Below are 22,000 nucleotides of genomic sequence, written 5' to 3'. Positions count from 1 at the left end.
CGGCAAAGCCGGTGCCATCCACTGCGCCGCCTGTTTCGCGGGCACGCCCGCTCCCACAGGTGCGCGAATGACTTGTGAGCTGAACATAAAAAAAGCGCCCCGAAGGGCGCTAAAAAGGGCATGACGATCGTAGCGTCGACTCGATGTAGCCTCGTCAGCCCTACCCAGCAAACGCTTTCTCAACGCAACATCAGGCGCATCAGGGCCTGGGTCAGGCGACCATAGGGCGGTTTGAGCAGGAAGCTGCCATTGAACTTCGCCTGGTAGAACACCGGCCGCATCTTGCTGAACGTCTGGAACCCTTCCTCGGCGTGATAGTGCCCGAGCCCTGAATTGCCCACGCCACCGAACGGCAGGTTTTCCTGCAGCACATGCAGCATCACGCTGTTGACCGAAACGCCTCCGGACAATGTCTGGCGCAGCACTGTCTCGACCCGGCCGGCGTCTTCGTCGAACAGGTAGAGCGCCAAGGGCCGTTCATGGGCGTTGATGTAGCCAATTGCGTCCTCGAGCTTGCGATAAGCCAGTACCGGCAACACGGGCCCGAAGATCTCCTCCTGCATGATCAGCATGTCGTCGCGCACATCGAATACCAGGTGCGGTGTCAGCTTGCCCGCCCGACGCGCACCTTCCACATCCGCCAGCGCCACCACGCGCGCGCCCTTGTCCCGGGCGTCCGCCAGCAGCGCCTCGACACGTGCCAGTTGGCGCGCATTGATCATGCAGCTGTAGTCGGGGTTGTCAGCCAACGGTTGCGGGTAATTTCGAGCCACCGCCGCCCTGGCATGCGCGAGGAATTCTTCCTCGCTGCCGGCAGGCAGGAACAGGTAATCAGGCGCGACGCAGGTCTGCCCGGCATTCAGGCATTTGCCCCAAAGAACGGTCTCGGCAGCCTGCTTCAACGAGTAACCCGGGGCGACGATGGTAGGCGACTTGCCGCCGAGCTCCAGCGTCACCGGGGTAAGATTTTCGCTGCAATTGCGCATGATCTGCCGGCCGACCGCAGGCGAGCCGGTGAAGATCAGGTGATCGAAAGGTAGCCGGGAGAAACCGTCGTTGATACCTGCACCTGGCTGTATCACCGCCACCAGGTCCTGGTCGAAGCGCTTGCCCAGCAACTCGGCGAGCAAGCGACCATAGTGGCTGGAGTCGCTGGCCACTTTGATCATGGCCCGGTTACCGGCAGCCAGGGCGCCGCATAGCGGGCCCAACGTCAGGTAAAGCGGGTAGTTCCACGGCGCCGCAATACCGATAACCCCGAGCGGCTGGGCCAGCACCGCAGCACGCGCGGGCTTGAACCAGATCCCGACACCGCGCTTGCGCGGTTTCATCCAGCGCTTCAGGCAGCGCACGGCGTGGTTGATTTCGCTCACCAGGCCGAAGATATCGAGCATCTTGGTCTCGTGCTCCGAGCGGTGGCCGAAATCGTTGGATATGGCGGCTGCGATCCGCTCGGCGTTCTCCAGCACCAGCGCCTTGAGCGCCAGCAGGTTGGCCCGCCGGGTCTGATAGGACGGGTAGCGTTCCTCGGCGAATGCCTGGCGCTGAAGCGCGAAAACTTCACGCATCCGCTCTACTGCTGGCGCGACTTGCTCGATCGACATTGTGTAAGTACTCCTGGTGGATCTCTTGGATCACTGCGACTGCAAACTGCGGCCGCGCAGGCGGCCCCAGCATGGAAACCGACGCGTGTCAGCGCGCTGCCACCGCCTGGTGCTTTGCCCGCTCCAGGGCGAAGAACGCGTAGTACAACTGGATCATCATGAACGACCAGCTGGCCAGCGCTATCGACATGAACACGGCCTTCGTGTCGTCCCCGGGTATGGGGTAGAAGTCATAGATGCAGGCCACCAGCAGCCCCAGCATCGCCGCCACCGTGACCCCGAAGGCGTGCAGGTACTCGCCGACCAGCGCCAGGCGGCTGATGAAGTACGCCAGGTAGACCGTGTAGCCAGCCCACATGATTACGTAAAAGTAGGGAAGCGGCTTGATCATGAAATCAGCCTTGATCATCACGAACGTGCAGACAAAGGTGACGGCGAAAATCAAAGCGTCCTTGCCCGCCGAAGGCCGGAAGCCATGGGTGACGGCCATCAGGCCAAGCACCGTGACGATCGGGATGCCGAAGCCGCGGGAAAACGCATCGCAGAAATACGAAATACCGTAGGAGATTTGCGACTGGGTCAGCAGGTAGATCAGGAAGTTGGTACCGGAAAATGCCACGATCAGCCACTCCAGGCCCAGCAGGAAGTTGCCTCTGCGCAGGAACTTGATGCCGTAAGTGCTCCCGGAAACCACCAGGAGGACGCAAGTGAGCAACGCAAGAACATCTTTGGTTTCCATAGCTCAGGTCTCTTTCTTGTAGGTATGAAGGCTTTACTTCGGGGTGGCCGCCAAGGCGGCAAGGTAATGCGCCAGCGCCTTGCGGTCCTGTGCCGAGAGGGTCTGGGTAACCGCCTTCATCGAACCGGTTGGATCGACCCGGCTGCCTTGGGCAAAGGCGTCCAGCTGAACCAGCAAATAGTCGGCACCTTGGCCGGCCAGACGCGGGAATGCGCCCTGGCCCATCAGCTTTTCGCCATGACAGGCAGCACACGCGCCCACCTTGACCAGTTTCTCGCCTTGCTGGCGCAGGCCAGGATCAGGCTGGAACGTGTGGTTATCCACGGGCGTCTGGCGGGCGTAGTAGTTGGTCAGCTTGTCGATTTCAGCGTCACTGAGGCTCATCGCCAGTGGCTGCATGTTCGGGAAATGACGGGTGCCATTGGCAAAGCCGTGCAACTGCGCCTTCAGGTAATCGGCGGGCTGCCCTGCCAGGCTGGGATAACCCTGGTGCTGCGAGCTCCCGCGCTGCCCATGGCAGCCGTAGCAGGCATCGGCCGTCTGGGGCCACGGCCCGTCCGCTTCATAGGCCTGGGTGGTGCTGTCGATATAGGTGACGAGATGGTAGAAGCCCAGCAGGTCACGCCCGAACAAGGCCAGCAGGGCGACCAGCAACACTGCCGTACCCCACAACAATTTCTTTTTCATCACTGCCCCCTATGCCCGACGCAGCGAAGCAAGCGCCTGCAGCGCACTTTGATGACCTGAACGCACGGCGCCATCCATGTATCCGGCCCAGATATCGGCCGTTTCAGTGCCCGACCAGATCAGGTTGCCGCACGGCGGACGCAACGATTCGCCATGCTCGCTCCAGAAACCGGGCGGAATCGCCGACACGCAGGTCAGGCTCCAGGGGTCTGCCAGCCCCCAGTCATGATCGTGGTAGGCGACCGGCTGCAGGGCTTCATCGCCCAAGGAACGGGCGTAGATTTCGGTGAGGACCTGCTGCGCAGCCTGGTGATCGGAGGGCAGCATTGCATTGACGACGAAGGCGTTGATCACACCGATTTCGCCATTGAGTGGGGAATTGTCCCAAGCCCATAGCAGCGGCCCCTTGACCTGCATGGTGTGGCCGTTCAGGCCCTTCTCGCGCCAGAACGGCCGCTTGTAGACCATCGCTGTCTTGCGCGCCGGGCTGTGTGCCGGCCAGGCGCGCTGCAGCGCCGCGCGCCCTTCCGGCAGCGCGGGCTCGAAGCGTACCTGGTTGCACAGGGCTGGATGGATCGCGACGATAACCCGGCGGGCGCGTATCAACCCTTGGTCAGTGTGCAGCGTGACGACGTCGCGGTCCCACTCGCTGATCGCGCGCACCGGGCAGGCCAGGCGCAGCCGGTCGCCCAACTGCTCGGCCATGCGGGTGCACAGGATCTGCGAGCCACCAACGAAGCGGGTGCCCTGGGCGCTGTCCTTGATCGAGTCCAGCTTCATGTAGTCGCAGCTTGCCGAATTGATCATCGACAGGAAGTGCAGCAGGCTCATCTTGGCCGGCGCCACGCCACAGGTGAGCATGAAGCTTGTGTCCCAGCCAGACCTGTCCTCGGGCTTGATATCCTGTTGCGCCAGCCAGTCACCCGCCGAGAGCTTGTCCAGTTCGTCGACCTTGGAAGATGCCCAGGGTTTACCGGACGGTACCAGCCTGGAAAGCTCACTGAGCTTGGCACCAATGCGTTCATCGGTGCCGAAGGTGCCGTGCAGGTCGAGCTCCAGTCGCCCTTCCCCGCCTAGCACCACGGTCTTGCCCTGGTAGTAGGTCGGGAACGTGTCCACCTCAAGCTCACGGGCCAGGTCGGCGACGGCCGTCTGGCCGGGCCCGATCCACTGCCCACCGACCTCGGAGATGTAGCCCGAGCCCAAGTCGTAATTGAGCACCCGCCCGCCGACCCGCTCACGGGCTTCCAGCACCTGGAACGAGCGGCAGCCGGCGTTCAGCAGATCACGGGCCGCCGTGAGCCCGGCCATGCCGGCGCCAATGATGGCGACATCCAGGATGCCCTCTTCGTCGCCATGCGCAGCCGCCACAGGTTCGGCAGCGCTGGCCAGGCCGACATGCAGGCCGAGGCCGCCTACGGCGGCGGTGGCGCCAGCAAACTTCAGCAACTGCCGGCGCTTGAGATCCAGTGAATTGGAGGTAGGCTTTTCAGCCATAAAAGGAGCCTCACGCTATTGTTGTTCGATTGTGCTGCGCCACTGCGTGGCGCTTCAGGTCCAGCGAGCAAGGGGTGGAGCGTTATCGTTCAGGCGCCCAGCGGCAGGCGCAGGGCCCGGCGTCGCAACTGCAACCCGAACAACACCAGCCAGAACGGGAAGATCAGTACCACGAGCACCAGCAGGGCATTGGTCAGCGGATCAAGGGCCGCAAAGAAGCCAGAAACGAAGTACAGGCCGAAGCACCAGCCCACCACCTTCAGCGGCAGCAGGACCGAGCTGCCCCAACCGGCATTCTTCAAATAGCGCCCCACGACGATGCCCCAGAACAGGACGACAGGGCCTTCGCACCACCAGAGCCCGCGCTGGCTACCCACGGCAATGGTCGTCCATGCTGCCTCGGCGCCAGCACGCAGGGCCTCGCTGCCCGTCAGCTGCAGACCCGCACCGGTTACGCCAAGCACCACATAGGTGGCGATGGCCAGGAGGGCCATGTCCCCGAGCGCCCCCGCCTCATCGCGAAACTCGCGCCAGAAATACGCCCCTACAGCCAGCACTGGCAGGTAGAAACCCAGGATGTCGGCGAACATCGACAGCCTGAAGTACTGCCTGGCTTCAGCCGGCAGGGTCAGCATGGTCGCACCCTGCAACGTCACGGCCATGTCACCCTGAGTGACCATGAGCATGAAACCGACATTGAGGTAGGCGAACAGTCCGCCGATGATCGAAGCCCACGCGGTGAATCGCATGGCCTCATTCGAATAATTGTTCATTGCAACTCCGGGGTGATAGATCGGCAAGGCGCCGCGCCGCGAGCGGCCAGCGCCTGATCGCAGTTACGACGCTCGTGCCCGTCGATTGAGGGCGTTGTCGAGCAGGTTTACACCCGCAAGGGCGGCCTTCACCGCGCACCACTGCAAAGGTTCGGGAAGCGTCGAGGGGGTCTTGTGGCGCAGTGCCGTGAGCAAAGGCTGCTCGATGCCGCCGATACGCTCCGCCAGCAGGAAGCCGATCAGCGATTGGGTGCCAACGCCATGCCCCGAGCAACCAGCCGTGTAGTAGATATTGCTGTGCGGCCCGGTTTCACCCACCACCGGCAAGGCGTCGTAAGCAAGGCTTATATAGCCGCTCCAGCACTTGTCGATCGCCACGTCGCGCAATGACGGGAATCGGTCGTCCAGGGCTTGCCGCAACGCGGCGTACGCCGTCCGGTCCGGCTCGTTCGGGGTCTGCGAGCCGTAGGCGTAACCCAGTTGCTTGGTGGTTATCAGGAGGGTGTTGCGCGCGGTCAGGCGATGGCTTTCCATGGTCCAGTGGGGGGTCACGATGCCCTCCCGGCCCTGCCAACCCAATGACTGCAGTTGCGCAGCGGACAGCGGCTGTGTCTCGATGGCCGAGACCCGCAGTGGCGTGACCTTGTCCCGCAGCAAACCCAGTTGCGGCGTGTAGGCATTGGTGGCCAGGACCATGACCGGCGCGCTTGCCGAGCCTTTCCTGGTTCGGCAGGTAACTGTTGGGCCGTCACTGTAGGACAGCAGCTTGGTCTGCTCGAACAAGCGAACACCAGCCCGCAATGCCGCCCGGCGCAAACCCATCACGTACTTGCCGGGATCGAGCGTGCCACCGTGCTGGATGCAACCGAAAAGGAACGCAGGCGGGATACCGCGAGCACGCATTTCATCGCGATCCACAAACCGTGTGACCGAACCCAGCTGCTGGCCCAGCGCCATGCTGTGGCGCAGTCTCTTTTCCTGCGAGGGATGGATGACGGCACGGATGACACCGCTGGGCAGGTAATCGCAATCGATGGCCAGCTCACCCAGCCGTCGTTCCACGTAAGCCACGCCTTCATCGTAGAAGGACACGACCTTGCTGGCTTGGTCCGCGCCGAGCCGTTTGTGAAACAGTTCGAACTCGACGCCCATGCTGCCGGCAAGGTAGCCGGCATTCCGACCACTGGCTCCGAAGCCTGCAAAAGCCTGTTCGAGCACCACCACGCTGGCACCGAGCGCGGTGAGCTCCAGGGCAGTGGACAGCCCGGCGAAGCCCGCGCCCACGATGATCACATCGGCATCGATGTCATCCTCGAGCTCCGGCTGCAGATCGTCTGGTTGTTCGACCCATCCGCCGAGAAGGCGGAACTTGTCAACGTTGCTGCTGAGCTCGGACATGGTTTGCCTCCGAAATCTGTTGTTGTTTTGGCAGACTCTACTGCTGCGCCCTATTTAACGCAACATCTGTTATGTTGTTTTTTACACGTATTCGTCATCACATATGGAACGCTATTCGCAGGCTTGAATAAGCCCGGCCGCACCACTTGAAGACGATGCGGCCGAGCGGGTCAGCGAGGGTTTCGACCTGCAGGAGGTTCGCTCACGCCATGGCGGGAAAACAGTAACGGCTGGCCGTCACCCTGTAGCAGCGCAGCAGTCAGCGAGACGCCGTCGCCACTGCGCGTCTCGTCGAAGCTGGCGCCGCCGTCCTGGCTGTTCACCAGCAGGCCATCAAGACCTGCCACCAGTACGTGCTTGCCCTCTGCCTGTATGGCGGTAATCGAGCTACGGCTGGTCAGAGGTATGCGCTGCCAGGCACTTGCGTCCGGTGTGCCGCGCAACAAGGTACCGCGTTGCCCGCCTACCAGCAGACGGCCATCCGGCAGCACGGCACCACTCCACAGCGAGCCCTGGTAGCCGGTGTCCAGGTAACGCCAGGTCTTGCCCCGGTCATCCGAACGCAGCAACTTGCCACGCTCTGCGGTGGCATAGACTGCCCCCTGCCCATCACTGAACAGGCTCAACAGGTTGAGGTCGGCGCGACTGGCTCCAGGCTGGGGTTGCAAGGTGCGTTCGGTCCAGGTGACCCCGCCGTCGTCGGTTGTCAGTATCAACGACCACAGCCCCACCGCCACGCCTTGCTGGCGATCGAAGAAGTGCACGGCGAACAGCGGGCGGTCGACATCGCTGTCGATGCGCTGCACCGCCCAGGTTTCTCCGCCATCACCGCTGGCCAGGATCGCGCCCCAGTGGCCAACGGCCCAGCCGTTGCTGGCATCGACGAAGCTGACACTGGTCAACGTGCTCGACAAGGGTACGCCGCGGGCCTGCCGGTAGCTGCGGCCCTGGTCGTCCGAAAGCAGCACGATGCCATGGTCGCCAACGGCCACCACCCGCTCCCCCGCTTTGCCCGCACCCAGCATCATGGCCTGCACGGCATTGCCAGCAGGTGCCGCCGGCACCGCTTCCAGCCCCGCGGCCCAGGACGCGGCCATTGGCATGGCCGCTAACAGGGCGATGCCCATGACCCGTTTCAGGTAGTGCATGTCATTCTCCTCAATGGGTCAGCGCGCCGACCATGCGCACCGGGCGCTTGCGTGGGAACACCCGTTCCAGCCAGACGGCGAACGCGGGCAGCACCGTCATGGCCATGACCATGTTGACCATGAACATGAAGGCCAGCAGCTTGCCCATGTCGGCCTGGAACTTGAGTTCGGAAAACGACCAGGTCGCCACGCCGACTGCGAGCGTGAGTGCGGTAAAGATGGTCGCGATACCGACTTCGCGCAGGGCACAGGCCACAGCGGTGGCGATGGGCTGGCCATGGGCCTGGTGCAACTGGATGCGGTTGTAGATGTAGAACGCGTAGTCGACACCGATGCCCACCGCAAGGACCATCACCGGCAGGGTGGCGATGGTCAGGCCGATCTGCAGCTCCTTCATGAACCAGTAACCGATGAAGGTACCGAGCGTCAGCGGCAAACAGCACACCAGCACCGCCCTCAGGTCGCGATATACGATGAACACCAACAAGGCGATCGCGGCGTAGACATAGAGCAGCATTGGCGTTTCACTCTTCTCGACCTCCTCGTTGATCGCCGCAATCACCCCGGCATTGCCTGACGCCAGGCGCACGGCAATGCCATGCTGTGGGTAGGCAGTGCGAAACGCCTTCACTGCATCGATCACCCGGGAGATGGTGGTGGCCTTGTGGTCAGCAAGGTACAGGTGTACCGCGGTCATGCTGCAATCGGTGCGCATCAGGCCGGGCAGGCGCCCCACCTCGGCGGCCAGAGACGAATAGTTCATCGGGTCGATGGGCACCGCGCTCATCTTCGGGTTGCCCTCGTTGTAGCCCTCGTTGAACTGGCGCATCGCTGATGAGAACGACGCCACCGAGAGCACCCCGGGTACCCCCTCCATGGCCCAGACGAAGCGGTCCTGGTACTGCCCCAGCGCAACATCCTCACAAGCGTTGGCGCTGCCATCCGGCCCTGGCCGTACCTCGAAGACCACGCTCAGCCAGTCGAGGCCGATGTCATAATTGCTGGCAATGGCCACTGCATCGCGATTGAAGCGTGAGTCCTCCCGCAGCTCCGGCGCCCCTGCCTGAAGCGAGCCGACCACGCGATCATGGCTTTGCCACACAGCCATGACGAATACGGTCACGGCAACCAGCAGCACCCAGCGGGCGTTGCGCCACTGCGCCAACCTCGCCAGGCCTTCCAGCCAGCGCGACCGCCGTTGGCGCGACACTTCCTCGGCAGCGGCATAGCGGGCATCGACCTTCAACATCGAAGCCACCAACGGCAGCATCACCAGGTTGGTGACGATCTTGTAGGCGACGCCGAGCGAGGCGGTGATCGCCAATTCACGGACCATGGGGATCGGGATCAACAGCAGGGTGACGAAGGACACGAGGGCGGTAACCAGCGCCAAGGTGCCCGGTATCAGCAACCCGCGGAAGCTGGAGCGGGCAGCCTGCGCGGCTGGCTTGCCATCGGCGATCTCGCGGACGATGTAGTTGATCTGCTGTACACCATGGGAAACGCCAATGGCGAAGACCAGGAACGGCACCAGCACCGCCAGCGGATCGAGGCCATAGCCCAACAGGCGCAAGCTACCGAATTGCCAGATCAGCGAGGTCAACGAGCAACCCAGCGCGAGCAGCGTGAAGCGCACCGAGTGGCAGTACCAGTACACCGCCGCCGCCGTCAGTAGCAGGGCCAGCAAGCAGAACTCCAGCACCGCTGCCGCACCATCGGCGATATCGCCAATCTGCTTGGCGAAACCGATCAGCTGGATCTCGAAGTCGGCATCCTCGAACGGCTGTCGCAATTGCTGCTCCAGCACGCGGTTGTAGGCCACATAGTCCAGGCGCTGCCCATGGACATCGTATTCGTTGAGCTCGGCAGTGATCATCGCACTGGTCTGGTCCCTGGAGACCAGGGTGCCGATATAGCCGCCCTGAGCGGTGGAATCAGCAATGCGCCCGATGATGGCGGCATCCAGCCGCTCTGGGGTCACCGTTCCCGGCACCAGCGGATCGGCACGAAAGCCCTCCTCCGTGATTTCGTTGACAAAGGCGTTCGGTGTCCAGAGCGAACGCACACTGCTGCGCGAAACACTGGGCAGAAACGTGACTGCCTGGGTCACCTCAGCCAGCCGCCGCAAGCCTGCTTCGCTCCAGATGGTCCCGTTGCGCGCCTTGACCACGATGGTGAGACGGTTCGCGCCAAGCAGATCGGCGCGGTATTGCTTGAATGTCTCGACGTACTCATGGCCAATCGGCAACTGCTTCTCGAACCCAGCGTCCATGCGCAGTTGCACGGCGAACCAGGCCATACCCAGGGTAAACAGCGCGAGTATTGCCAGCACCCAGCCGCGGTGCCCGAACAGCCAGGCCTCGGTGCACGCCAACGGGCCGCGCGATTGTGTTTCCTTGATTTGAATAGACATGTTCACAGCAGGCCTCACAGGGTGCGCGAAACGACGACACCTACGTAATCGCGATCACGGAACAACTGGTCATAGGGGGTATCGCCGCCCATGAACTTGGCGTAGTTGAACGACACCTGCCAACTGGCCGGGTTACGCACGAAGTTGAGGTAAAGGTTCATGCTGCTGGCGTCTTCGGTGAACGTCGCCGAGAGGTTGGGAGTCCGCCCCCCGAGGGAACGCGAATAGAAGACCCCTGGCGTCACCTGCCAGCCTGGAAGCAAGGTGCCGTCGTAGGTGAGGCTGAAGTCCAGGTTGATTCCGGATGAAGTCTTGTCACCGTGAGCCTTCGGCGCCGTCGCAGGGTCCAGCTGCCAGGTATTGCCACCGGCGGCGATGATTTCACCGTCATAGCTGCGGTGCAGCCCCGGGTACTTGATGACCACCAGCTCGGTCAGCAATGTGCCGGTGCTGGCGCCGGTGAAATCGAGCAGTGTGGGCGAGTTGGACGGCGTCATGCTGTAAAGCCCGGTGAGGTGCCACTGGAACTTCTTCTCGTCCTTCCAGCACTTGCCGCGATTGTTGCTGCATAAATCCAGCACCGGGTTGAGCGGCACTGCGTCCTTGGGCCGGTAGGACAGCTCGGTACCCACCGCCCAGTCGCCGATCGGCATGTTCGCGCTGATGCCATAGAGCATGCGGTCTTCCGGATACTCCCACTTCTGCGCCACGGCGAAGGTGTCCGGGTCCAGCAGACGCATCGTCAGCGATGGCAGCTTGTCGTGGTAGCGCATCACGTACAAGCCGACGTTCAGGTCGCTGTCCTGGGGCTGCCAGCGTAGCGAAAGGCCCCATTGCCCGCTGTCGCGGGCGTCCTTGTCATCGAACCCGTAGGTCTTCATCCCGCTGCCCAGCGCCGAGGTGTAGGACCAGTAGCTGCCAACCGGAGGCACCTCGCTCTTGTTCCAGGCGAACTGGTAATAGGCCTCGATGTTGACCCCGCTACCGAGGCCCGATGCCAGGCTCAGCATCGGTGCCGGAAGCACCGCTTCCTTCAATTGCACGCCCGGGCGCGAGAGCGCCTGGATGTCGTAGGCGTTGGTGTTGTTGATACCGCCGAGCACGAACAGGCTCTCACCCCAGTTGATCACCTGGTTACCCAGGCGGGCGCGAACCCGCTGCTCGCCGACATCGAAGCCCTTGCTCACCCAAAGGTCGAGCAGGCGCGCTTTGAATTCCAGGTCATCGCGGGCGGCGCTGGTCAGCCCGTCCTTGCCAACGCCATCAGGGGTGTAGAACGACAGAGCGCCGCTGGTATCGGTGGCTGCGAAATCCCGGATCCAGCTGCCGCGAGCCATGAAGGTAAAGTCTTCCGGCATTTTCAGCAGCAGTTCATGGGTGCCTTTGAGGTAATGGGTAAACAGGTCACCCTTGTCGTAGTTGAGGTCGCCCTGGTCGCCGATACCGGAGGTCTGTGCCAGGCAGCCGCTGGGTGGATGATGCCCGCTGGTACCCTGGTTGATCAGATTGCAACCCTGGGACTCGGTGCGGATACCCATACCGTAGGAAATCGTTGAATCGAACGAGCCCCTGATGGACTCGGTCTCGAAAGTGAACCCCATTGCCAAGGGAGTCATGCACGCAATAGCAAGGCCTGAAGCTTTTGTGATTGTTGTTTTCATGTCGGCGCTCGAAGTGGGAAAGTTCAACGTTCGCTGATGGCACGCAGGTTGTCCGAGGTGTAGAAGTCACGCTTCAGACGTGGGTTGCCAGCATCCTCGGTGAGCCAGCGATGATCTTTCTTGCCAACGCCGATGGAGGTCATGTCGTAGAGGTAGCGGCCGTCGACCAGGTTGTACTGGACCTGGGCTTCCATATCGCAGGTGCCGGTCTCGTAGACAGGGATGGGGTAGCCCTCGCGAACTTTCCAGATCTGCCCCTGCTTGTCGTAGTCGACCGCAACCAGACCGTTCCAGCTGTCCTCGTCGATGTAGAACACACGCTTGGGTGCCTGGTGGCGCATGCCCTGGCGTACGGTCGCCTCAACGACCCAGACCCGGTGCAGCTCATAGCGACGATACTGCGGCGCAAAGGCGTTCTGCTGCGCAACATCCTCGATACGGGCGGATGAGTCATAAGCACCGAACGAGTTGTAGGGCACCAGAAGCTCCTGCTTGCCGACCAGCTTCCAGTCGAAGCGGTCCATCGGGCCGAAGAAAATGTTCGACTCGTCGATGGTGTACTGGTTGTCCAGGCCGATCTGCGGCGAGTCATAGGAATAGGACGGCATGCGACGCACCCGGCGCTGGCCTGGGAAGTAGTAGAAGGTGCTCGCCTGCTCGCCGGCCTTGGTCGTGACCACCCCGGCCTGGCCAGCCAGTGCAGCCGGCTCGTTGTAGGAGAAATAGGTAGCGACCTCGAGTCGGTCGAACGAGGAGAACAGCGCACTGCCCTTCTGCCCCCACGGCGTGTACATGAACCAGTCGGTCGAGGTCTGCAACCAGCTCCCGCCGCCGGGACGCGGTGAAATGCCGGACACCGTCTTGGCCATGTCGAAGCCTACGCCGCGGTAGCGCATCTTCATGTTCCACATGACCTCGGCGCCGGTGGTCGGCATGGGGAACGGAATGCCTGGAACATGAGCGTCCTGCAGCGCAACCCCGTCGGCGTCGAGCGTGGCGAAACCGACATTCTTGCGCGTATTGTCGACGACGAAGTCTGGTGCACCGCAGGTGCGTCGGGTCGGATAGACATCCATGCGGTAGTCGGGAATTTTCTTGAACAGCTCCAACTGCCCTGGAGAAAGCTGCTTGGCGTACTGCGCTACGTTTGCTGCGGTAATGCTATAGAGCGGCTTGTCGTCCTTGAACTTCCAGGACTGCCCACGCACCTGCCCATGACTCCAGCCTGTGTCCTGCTTGCCAGGTGGCGCCCAGGCGGGAATCACGCCATCGGCGCTGGCAGCGACTTCAGCGCCCAGGGGCGTCAGTTTCGTTCCCAATTGCGAAGCATCGTTCTGCGCAGCCTGCACTGCGCCACAGGCGGCCAGCGCCGCAAGCGCCAGTGCCAATGACCTCCCTCTGCAGGCAATGGAAGTTCCAACATCAAGGCGCTGATTCACATCTTTCATGCGAGGTTCCTCACGAGCTCTTGGCGACCGCTCGGCGTGCCTCGTTCGAGGCAGGACTGACGGCTGGGTTTGTTTCGAAGGCATGGTCAGATGACGACCACGCAAGGGTAAAAAAGCAATTTACTTGCCAATATTTTTTTACGTTTACTCTCAATATCTTACAATTTTTATAACAACTGATATGTGCTACCTGGCGACTCAAATGCCCTCCTTTGCAGCAGGCAGAACGGCGAGATGTGCAATTACGGAACACTTGTTACTTTAAATCAATGGAGGATGATTTCGCCCGCTGCCCCAGGGCGAGTCCGAGCCGGGGCAGGCAGCGTTATCGAGAAAAGAAGAACAGCGGATGCACGCAATGGACGCTGAAGTACGTAGACAGGCTTTGGTCAAGGCAACGTTGAACGAACCTGTTGCCCTAATGCCGAAAGACATCGCCGATGCCGGCAACGGGATGAACGTGAGGGGTAATGCCTGGGCTCGCATTGGCGCGCACAGTCGACAGGTAGACACTGCCTGCACCCAGCACAACGAACACAATGACAATAAGCATTCGAGTCATGACGATCTCCGTAATCGGCGCTTCGCCGCAGCAGAGTTTGTTTTTGTTGGTGCGTCCTCTCCGAGTCTGACGGCCGGCATGCTCGAATGCTTCACATATCGCGCCACTAAACAGGCTTTTCATGACACCCTGGAAAGCCATGTTCCAGGGTGGTGGACAGCTGTTACGATGACTCATCACCACCCCGGCCACTGCATGCGCACTGCCAGACCAGAACCTTCGACATGACTTCTTTCGTCCTCGACATCGCCCTGCTCGGTTTCGACGAGTTTTCGACCCGCCAGGGCCTGGATGCCCGCACACTGCTCGAAGAGGCAGGCGTGATGGAAGGCCGGACCGACCTGCCGCTCAGTGGCGAGCGCTTTGCCGCACTCCTGGAGCTGGCGTCGCGCAGGTCCGGCAATGCGCTGTTCGGCCTGCAGCTTGGATTGCAGCAAGGGCTTTCAGCGCTGGGCACGCTGCACTATGTGATAAGCAGCGCTCATACGGTCGGTGATGCGTTGCAAGCTTTGATCCGCTATTTCCCTACCCACAGCAATGGCGCAGAGCTCAGACTTGAGCAACGGGGTAACCAGGCCTGGCTGCTCTATGATGTGATAGACGCAAACGTGTCAGTCACCCGGCAGACCGTCGAGCTTGCCATGGCGCTCGGCACCAAGATCATGGAGAGCCTCTTGGGGCGGGCCTGGAAACCCCAGGAGCTTCTGCTTCGCCACGCTGCCGGCGCCCGTCTGAACACATACCGTAGCTTGCTGGACATCACTCCGCGCTTCGACAGTGCGGTCAATGCCTGGGTATTCGATCACGCTCTGCTGACCCATTCACTCGGTGAGCGTGATGCTGGCCTGCAGGTGTTGATGAAAAACCATTATGACGAGCTTGCGTACCTCACCCTGCGCGAGCTACCCGCCCATGTACAACGGCTAATGCGGCACGGCCTTTGCGATGGGCAAGCCAGTGTTGAACACATAGCCGGGCAGCTTGCGCTCAGCCCGCGCACTCTGCAGCGCTACCTGCAAGCCGAGGGTACCCACTTCCAGGCTTTACTGGACGATACCCGGCAGGCCATGGCCAAGCGTTATCTCTGTGATTCCACCTTGAACCTGACACAGCTTTCCGCGTTGCTTGGCTACACCAGCCTGGGTGCCTTTTCCCGCGCATTTACACGCTGGAACGGCATCAGCCCGCAGAAATGGCGGCAACATCATCGCAATGGGCTACTGGCTGCACCGGAAACCCACGAGGTTTCGCCGCCATGAAAGCGGTATCCACCGCGGCCAGCGAGCGCAGCACGACCACTGGCTCGTTCATCCGTGTGCTGGCGCTCAGCAAATTTACCGAATTCGCCAGCAATGAAGGGCTCAGGCCAACGGCGATGCTCCGGCTGATGGCTTTGCCTGTGGACGTGGAACAATTCCCCCAGCGGATCCTTGCCTACCAGCGCTACTGCGGGTTGCTGGATTTGTGCGCACAACAGGCCGAGCAGCCGCTGTTCGGTTTGCGGTTCGGGATGCACCAAGGGCTGGCAGTATTCGGTGACATGCTCTATCTGGTCGGCAGCACCCACTCGGTAGGCGAAGCGCTGCTGGAGCTCAAGGACAACTATGCAGTCTTCAATGGTGCGGTCAGCATGCAGCTCATACCTGCACGCGATCAGGTCTGCCTTGAGTTTTCAACGCCTCGGCAGTACGGCCCCGGGCAGTTCCACGCCGCAGAGCTGATGTGCGCCGTGGCCCTGAAGCTGTTGCGCGCAATGATCGGTGACGAATGGCAACCTGATCATGTGGCCTTCTCCCACGCGCCACTTGGCAGCGAGCTGGACTACAGGAGCATCCTTGGCTCACCTGCGATGTTTTCCTCGGCGTTTACCGGCCTGGTCTTTCCACGGGATGCCCTGTCGCTGCCACTGAACGCCAAGGACACAACGTTGCACCAGCTGCTGGAAACGCACATAGGCCGGATGGAGCGGTTGTCCAGCGCGGCACTCCCTGGATCCATCAAGCAACTGCTTCGCCACCTGCTTCCCAGCGGCCGTGCGACAGTGGACAAGGCCGCCAGCTGGATGGTCGTGAATCCACGGTCGCTGCAACGCCAACTCTTCGCCGAGGGCACGTCATTCCAGCAGCTTCTGGACGAAGTGCGCCAGGAATCAGCCCAGCACTACCTGCAGGATCCTGCCATCAGCATGAGCAGGCTGGCGAAGCTTCTGGGATATGCAGACTCGAGCGGCTTCAGCCGCGCCTTTCATCGCTGGTTTGGCCTCACCCCGCTCCAATGGCAACGAAAAACCGGGCTGGCCAGGCAACCGCGCCTGCTCCGAGGTCGAAAAAACTACAACGGCCTTGCCGAGTAATGCTGCCTGGCAACAAGGTTGCCAGGCACATGGCTCAAAACTGCGAACTGTCCAGCAGATACAGCGATTCACTCCCGGCTTTCACGGAGGCTATCAATGAATGGATCCGAGGTAGCAGGCGGGCGAAGTAAAAGCGCGCGGTACCCAGCTTGCTGGCGTAGAAGTCGTCTTGACCTGCCTTGGGCAGCGCCGCATGAGCCATTCGCGCCCACATATAGGCGTAGACGGTGTAGCCGAACACATGCAGATACTCGACCGAGGCAGCACCCACTTCGTTGGGATCGCCCTTGGCGCGGTCAAGGATCCAGGCCGTCAATTCCTCAAGATTGAGGACCGCAGCCTTCAATGGTGCGGTAAATTCGGCCAGTGCTGGTGGCGCCGAATGGATGAAACCCAGCACCTCGTCGATCAAGGTTTTCGCGGAGGCACCACCCGTTCCCAGGACCTTGCGGCCGAGCAGATCCAGAGCCTGAATGCCATTCGTACCCTCATAGATCTGGGTGATACGGCAGTCACGTACCAATTGTTCCTGGCCCCACTCGCGAATATAACCATGCCCGCCAAACACCTGTTGGCCGTGCAACGTGGCTTCCAACCCCATGTCGGTCAGGAATGCCTTGGCGACCGGCGTCAGCAAAGCGACGAGTTCTTCTGCACGCTTGCGCGCCTCGGCGTCTTCGCTGTACCTGGACGTGTCCAGTTGCATGGCGACATAGCTGGAAAATGCACGCCCGCCTTCGTTCAAGGCTTTCATGGTGAGCAGCATGCGGCGTACATCGGCGTGGACGATAATCGGATCGGCAATCTGCTGCCCTTCGGCAGGTCCACTCGATGCCCGTCCCTGGACACGCTCACGGGCATAGCTGATCGCACTCTGATAAGAACGCTCGCCGGTAGCCAACCCTTGGACGCCCACTCCGAGCCGTTCGTAGTTCATCATGGTGAACATTGCAGCCAGGCCTTTGTTCGGCTCGCCGACCAACCACCCCGAGGCACCATCGAAGTTCATCACACAGGTCGCTGACCCCTTTATGCCCATCTTGTGTTCAAGGGATCCGCAGCTCAGGCTGTTCTTCTCGGCCAATGTGCCGTCGTCATTGCTCAACACCTTGGGTACCAGGAACAGCGAGATACCCTTGGGACCGGCAGGGGCGTCAGGCAGCCGAGCCAATACCAGGTGCACGATATTTTCGGTCAGGTCATGCTCACCGCCGGTGATGAAGATCTTGGTGCCGCTTATCGCGTAGCTGCCATCCGCTTGCGGCTCGGCACGAGTACGGATGATGCCCAGGTCAGTTCCGGCATGCGGTTCGGTCAAGCACATGGTGCCTGCCCACTGACCGCTGTACATCCTCGATAGATACTGGCCCTTTAGCGTTTCGCTCGCATGCGCATTGATTGCCATGCACGCGCCAGCGGTGAGCATGGGGTACAGACCAAATGACAGGTTGGCCGCATTGACGATTTCATCGACCAGTGTCGAGAGCATCTTCGGCATCCCCATCCCGCCATGGCTGGCATCGCCGGCGACCCCGCCCCACCCGCCCTCGGAAAAGGCCCTGTAGGCTTCCACAAACCCTTGAGGTGTCGTTACCCGCCCGTCTTGCCACTGGCAACCTTGCTCATCACCGGGACGATTCAGCGGTGCCAGTACCTCGGCTGCGAGCTTGCCTGCCTCGTTCAGGATCGCCTCGGCTGTTTCCGAGTCGATAAAGTCGTGCAGAGCAGGAAACTGGCCCCACAGTTTACTGGCCTCGAATACTTCATTGAGGATGAATTGCATATCCCGCAGGGGTGCTTGGTAATCAGACATGGCATTTCTCGAAAATGAGTTGGGTGATGCGCATCCCGGGAGCGAAGTGCACACAGGGCAACCGGATTACTGCTATTGCTGGAACGGGCGACAATTAAAGAAAACCATCGTTATGCTAATTCGTGGAATTGCTCGTTGGCAATGCCCTTTCGGCTGTGCTGTCGCTGCCCCATTGGTGTGCAGGCTCACCGCCCTGACGTGTAGAAAGCCGTCGGCGCCTGCCTGAGAACGGCAATGCGTGCCGAGATTCAGGTGTGCATCACACAGCCAGATCGATAGCCAGAAAGCCCCACGGTGTCTCAACACCTCGAACGCAAATTCATGAATTGCACATTTTCTGGCGTGATCTGTTAAATCTCTGCCGCGCGGAGCCTTTAGACTTCAAATCACCAACAACAAAAACCGGCAACCAGCCAATCGCTGGACTCGGAGAGATTCATGCGCCGAATTGCGTTCATCGGCACGGTCACGCTTTTGCTCACAGGCACGTTGTATGCGGCAGAGCAAATCGTGCAGACCAGCCCCCTTTACCCTTGGCCTGTCTACCTGATGTCCAGTTTCGCGGACATCCTCAAACCCCTGCGCGATGCATTGGCAATCTAATGCTGATGTGCCCACATCCTTCATCCGACAAGCACGACTTCCAGTCGTCAAAGCCAGGGGCTTTGCGGTCGGTAATGCACTGGCGCATGAACCCTGCCCGCTTCCAACCCCCGTCAACGCAACACGCCCCCGCGTCCTATCGAGGAATACAGCATGCACTTTGAATACAGCCCTAAAGTTCGAGACCTTCTCGGGCGGCTTGAGCGTTTCATGGAAGATCACGTATACCCGGCCGAGCACGAATACCACGACTTCATCGAGCGCTCCGACAACCGTTGGGTCATTCCTCCGGTGATGGAGCAACTCAAGGCGCGTGCGCGCAGCGAAGGCCTGTGGAACCTGTTTCTGGCGAAGTTCGACGACTACGGCTCGGGCCTGACCAACCTGGAATATGCGCCGCTGGCCGAGGTCATGGGCCGCTCGTTCATCGGCCCGGAAGTGTTCAACTGCAATGCGCCGGATACTGGCAACATGGAACTGCTGGCCCGCTATGGCAGCGAAGCGCAGAAACAACAGTGGCTGCTGCCGCTGCTCAACGGTGAAATCCGTTCAGCGTTCGCCATGACGGAGCCAGCGGTCGCTTCCTCCGATGCCACCAATATCGAATGCCGCATCGAACGGGACGGTGATGACTACGTGATCAACGGGCACAAGTGGTGGACCACCGGCGCCCCCGATCCGCGTTGCGCGTTCCTGATCGTGATGGGCAAGACCGATCCCGATGCCCCGCCTCATCACCAGCAGACGCAGGTGATCGTGCCGATGGATACCCCCGGCCTCAAGCTACTGCGCCCCCTGCGCGTGTTCGGTGACGATGATGCCCCGCACGGGCATGCCGAGATCCTGTTCGAGAATGTACGCGTTCCGGTTGGCAACCGGATCGGCGGCGAGGGGCAAGGTTTCGAAATTGCTCAAAGCCGGCTGGGTCCAGGCCGGATTCATCATTGCATGCGCCTGATCGGATCCGCTCAACGTGCATTGGAATTGATGTGCGCCCGGGTCGAGCACCGGGTAGCGTTCGGCAAGAAGCTCTCCGAGCAAGGTTCGATACGCGAGGACATCGCGCGCTCGCTGTGCGAAATCGAGCAGGCACGCCTGTTGACCTTGAAGGCTGCCGACAAGATGGACCGCACCAGCTACAAGGACGCGCGCGATCTCATCGCGATGATCAAGATCATTGCCCCGACCATGGCGCAGCAGGTCATTGACCGCGCCATCCAGGCCCACGGCGCACTGGGCCTGTGTCAGGACAGCTTCCTGCCGCGCGCCTTTGCCAATGCCCGGGCCATTCGCCTGGCCGATGGCCCCGATCAGGTGCACATGGCCTCACTGGGCAAAGCGGTGATCAAACGCTACACAGCTTGAGGAACGACTACATGACCCACATTGAAAACCTCGACAGCGAGCGCCTGGGCGCCTATCTGGAAGCCGTTCTGCCCGGTTTCAACGGCCCCGTCGCGTTGGAAAAGTTCGCTGGCGGGCAGTCGAACCCGACATACCGGCTACGCGCTGGCGGTACCGATTACGTGTTACGCAGCAAACCACGGGGCGCACTGCTGAAGTCCGCTCACGCGATCGACCGTGAGTTCCGCGTCATGCAAGCCCTGCGCAACACCGAGGTCCCGGTAGCCCACCCGTACCACCTCTGCGAGGATGCCAGCATCATCGGCAGCGACTTCTACCTCATGTCGTTCGTGGAGGGGCGGATTTTCTGGGACCCTGCACTGCCGGAGATCGAGCAAGCCCACCGCGCTCCCTACTACGACGAAATGAACCGCGTACTCGCAGCTATGCACCGCCTGGACGTCGAAGCCATCGGCCTCGGCGATTATGGTCGAGCGGGTAACTATTTCGAGCGGCAACTCGTGCGCTGGACCCAGCAATACCAAGCCAGCGAAACCGATATCAACCCTGCCATGAACCAGCTCATCGAGCGGCTACCGGGGCTGCTGCCACCAGACGACGGACGCGTCAGCCTGGTCCATGGCGACTATCGCCTGGACAACTTCCTGTTCCACCCTACCGAGCCGCGCATCCTCGCGGTAGTCGACTGGGAACTGTCCACTCTAGGCCATCCCTTCGCCGACCTGGCCTATCAATGCATGCAGTGGCGCATGCCGAATGACGGCCTGATCCGAGGGTTGGGCGGCCTCGACCGCCACGCATTGGGCATACCAGACGAAGATACCTATGTCGCCGACTATTGCGCGCGCATGGGACTGGAAAAGATCGAAAACTGGAACTTCTACCTGGCATTCAGTTTTTTCCGGCTTGCGGCGATCGCCCAAGGTGTAAAAAAACGCGCCCTGGAAGGCAACGCTTCCAATACGCGGGCGCACGAAACGGGTGAGCTGGCCCGGCCGCTCTCGCAAATGGGCTTGGACCTCATTGCCCCTGGAAACTGAAATTTCCGTTGTTTGGAGAAGATACGATGGTTAATGAACGTTTTTCGCTGGCTGGTAAAGTCGCTCTCGTCACCGGGGCTTCGAGCGGTATCGGTTATTGTCTCGCCCGCGGCCTGGCGCAGGCTGGCGCCACGATCGTGGCTTCGGCTCGCCGGCTCGACCGGATCGAGGCGCTGGTGCACGACATCCATAACAGCGGTGGCAAGGCCATCGCTGTCGCCATGGATGTGACCTCCAGTGACAGCGTACGTGCCGCGTTCGACGCTGCGGCAGCCCAGGTCGGCGTGTGCGACATCATTATCAACAATGCCGGTATCGCGGCCCCTGCCCCCTTCCTGGAGACCGACGAAATCTCGATGGATGCGGTGCTGGACACCAACTTCAAGGGGATCTGGCGTGTATCCCAGGAGGCCGCACGTCGGCTTGCCGAGGCAAAGCGCCCGGGAGCGATCATCAACATCGCCTCGATACTCGGCCTCGGGGTGCAGCCCGGTTACAGTGTTTATGCAGCGTCCAAGGGCGCAGTTGTCCAGTTGACCCGCGCACTTGCCAATGACCTGATGCGCTTTGGCATACGGGTCAATGCCATTGCCCCCGGCTGGTTCGAAACAGAAATGAGCCAGGCATTTTTCGCCAGCGAAAAGGGGCAGGCAGCCATACGCTCGATGCCATCTCGACGCCTGGGCCAACTGGACGAACTGCTTGGCCCGATGATCATGCTCGCTAGCGAGGCGGGCTCCTTCGTCAATGGCGTGGTGTTACCGGTAGACGGAGCCCATCACACTCGTTTGGCATAGGCGTATTCCAGAACGACACCCTGACGCTCAACGGCACCCTCGGCCACACTTATGTCGCCCTCAATGCCAACAGTACCCTCGCCGTCGATCTGGAGGCGC

General features: G+C 61.2%; 18 protein-coding genes. 7 read left to right on the top strand and 11 right to left on the bottom strand.

Features of this window, described 5'->3' with window-relative positions:
* Nucleotides 1–179: 179 nt before the first annotated feature.
* The 10 genes from RIN61_RS23265 to RIN61_RS23220 form a co-directional block, all read right to left on the bottom strand.
* A complete protein-coding gene (locus RIN61_RS23265) occupies nt 180–1,604 on the bottom strand; it encodes a coniferyl aldehyde dehydrogenase (protein WP_313854383.1) in 1,425 nt (474 codons plus the stop codon).
* A gap of 88 nt (nt 1,605–1,692) precedes the next feature.
* On the bottom strand, nt 1,693–2,343 hold the full coding sequence (locus RIN61_RS23260; protein ID WP_215521417.1) for a hypothetical protein: 651 nt from the start codon (nt 2,341–2,343) through the stop codon (nt 1,693–1,695).
* A 33-nt stretch (nt 2,344–2,376) separates the two neighbouring features.
* Nucleotides 2,377–3,030, bottom strand: coding sequence for a c-type cytochrome (locus tag RIN61_RS23255; RefSeq protein ID WP_313854379.1), 654 nt, complete (start codon nt 3,028–3,030; stop codon nt 2,377–2,379).
* A 9-nt stretch (nt 3,031–3,039) separates the two neighbouring features.
* Nucleotides 3,040–4,527, bottom strand: coding sequence for a flavin monoamine oxidase family protein (locus RIN61_RS23250; protein ID WP_313854376.1), 1,488 nt, complete (start codon nt 4,525–4,527; stop codon nt 3,040–3,042).
* 89 nt (nt 4,528–4,616) lie between these two features.
* Nucleotides 4,617–5,300 carry a hypothetical protein gene (locus RIN61_RS23245; protein WP_313854374.1) on the bottom strand — a complete coding sequence of 228 codons (684 nt, stop codon included), beginning with the start codon at nt 5,298–5,300 and terminating at the stop codon, nt 4,617–4,619.
* 63 nt (nt 5,301–5,363) lie between these two features.
* On the bottom strand, nt 5,364–6,698 hold the full coding sequence (locus RIN61_RS23240; RefSeq protein WP_112253747.1) for an NAD(P)/FAD-dependent oxidoreductase: 1,335 nt from the start codon (nt 6,696–6,698) through the stop codon (nt 5,364–5,366).
* 170 nt (nt 6,699–6,868) lie between these two features.
* Nucleotides 6,869–7,846, bottom strand: coding sequence for a WD40/YVTN/BNR-like repeat-containing protein (locus RIN61_RS23235; protein WP_313854372.1), 978 nt, complete (start codon nt 7,844–7,846; stop codon nt 6,869–6,871).
* A gap of 10 nt (nt 7,847–7,856) precedes the next feature.
* Nucleotides 7,857–10,259 carry an efflux RND transporter permease subunit gene (locus RIN61_RS23230; protein WP_252192237.1) on the bottom strand — a complete coding sequence of 801 codons (2,403 nt, stop codon included), beginning with the start codon at nt 10,257–10,259 and terminating at the stop codon, nt 7,857–7,859.
* 14 nt (nt 10,260–10,273) lie between these two features.
* Nucleotides 10,274–11,920 carry a DUF1302 domain-containing protein gene (locus RIN61_RS23225; protein WP_313854369.1) on the bottom strand — a complete coding sequence of 549 codons (1,647 nt, stop codon included), beginning with the start codon at nt 11,918–11,920 and terminating at the stop codon, nt 10,274–10,276.
* A gap of 23 nt (nt 11,921–11,943) precedes the next feature.
* Nucleotides 11,944–13,368 (bottom strand): DUF1329 domain-containing protein, encoded by a 1,425-nt coding sequence (locus RIN61_RS23220; protein ID WP_085622617.1) that lies wholly within the window; start codon nt 13,366–13,368, stop codon nt 11,944–11,946.
* Nucleotides 13,369–13,726: 358 nt separating this feature from the next.
* On the opposite strand from RIN61_RS23220, the gene RIN61_RS23215 reads away from it, so the two are divergent.
* The 3 genes from RIN61_RS23215 to RIN61_RS23205 are packed head-to-tail and all read left to right on the top strand — an operon-like array spanning nt 13,727 to nt 16,283.
* Nucleotides 13,727–14,158, top strand: a complete 432-nt coding sequence (locus RIN61_RS23215) for a hypothetical protein (protein WP_146742866.1) — start codon at nt 13,727–13,729, stop codon at nt 14,156–14,158.
* Nucleotides 14,155–15,189, top strand: coding sequence for an AraC family transcriptional regulator (locus RIN61_RS23210; protein WP_313854364.1), 1,035 nt, complete (start codon nt 14,155–14,157; stop codon nt 15,187–15,189). The genes RIN61_RS23215 and RIN61_RS23210 overlap by 4 nt, the downstream gene beginning before the upstream one ends.
* Nucleotides 15,186–16,283: an AraC family transcriptional regulator gene (locus tag RIN61_RS23205; RefSeq protein WP_313854362.1), complete on the top strand. Its 1,098-nt coding sequence runs from the start codon at nt 15,186–15,188 to the stop codon at nt 16,281–16,283. Before RIN61_RS23210 ends, RIN61_RS23205 begins: the two co-directional genes overlap by 4 nt.
* 34 nt (nt 16,284–16,317) lie before the next feature.
* Here the strand turns inward: RIN61_RS23205 and RIN61_RS23200 are convergent, their stop codons facing one another.
* Complete coding sequence (locus RIN61_RS23200; RefSeq protein ID WP_313854360.1) at nt 16,318–18,096, bottom strand: acyl-CoA dehydrogenase C-terminal domain-containing protein; 1,779 nt, start codon at nt 18,094–18,096, stop codon at nt 16,318–16,320.
* Nucleotides 18,097–18,534: 438 nt separating this feature from the next.
* Here RIN61_RS23200 and RIN61_RS23195 point away from each other — a divergent pair, with 438 nt between their 5' ends.
* The 4 genes from RIN61_RS23195 to RIN61_RS23180 all read left to right on the top strand — a co-directional run bounded on the left by RIN61_RS23195 (nt 18,535) and on the right by RIN61_RS23180 (nt 21,901).
* Entirely contained in the window at nt 18,535–18,699 is a 165-nt protein-coding gene (locus RIN61_RS23195; protein ID WP_190288806.1) for a hypothetical protein, read from the top strand.
* A 153-nt stretch (nt 18,700–18,852) separates the two neighbouring features.
* The gene (locus RIN61_RS23190; protein WP_215521409.1) at nt 18,853–20,064 is read left to right on the top strand and encodes an acyl-CoA dehydrogenase family protein; all 1,212 of its coding nucleotides are present in this window, start codon (nt 18,853–18,855) and stop codon (nt 20,062–20,064) included.
* An 11-nt stretch (nt 20,065–20,075) separates the two neighbouring features.
* Entirely contained in the window at nt 20,076–21,104 is a 1,029-nt protein-coding gene (locus RIN61_RS23185) for a phosphotransferase (RefSeq protein WP_313854354.1), read from the top strand.
* A gap of 26 nt (nt 21,105–21,130) precedes the next feature.
* Nucleotides 21,131–21,901, top strand: a complete 771-nt coding sequence (locus RIN61_RS23180) for an SDR family NAD(P)-dependent oxidoreductase (RefSeq protein ID WP_313854352.1) — start codon at nt 21,131–21,133, stop codon at nt 21,899–21,901.
* Nucleotides 21,902–22,000: the final 99 nt, after the last annotated feature.

The sequence above is a fragment of the Pseudomonas inefficax genome (assembly GCF_032164165.1).
In the GTDB taxonomy this organism is placed as follows: domain Bacteria; phylum Pseudomonadota; class Gammaproteobacteria; order Pseudomonadales; family Pseudomonadaceae; genus Aquipseudomonas; species Aquipseudomonas inefficax.
This window is presented reverse-complemented; position numbering and strand designations above follow the sequence as displayed.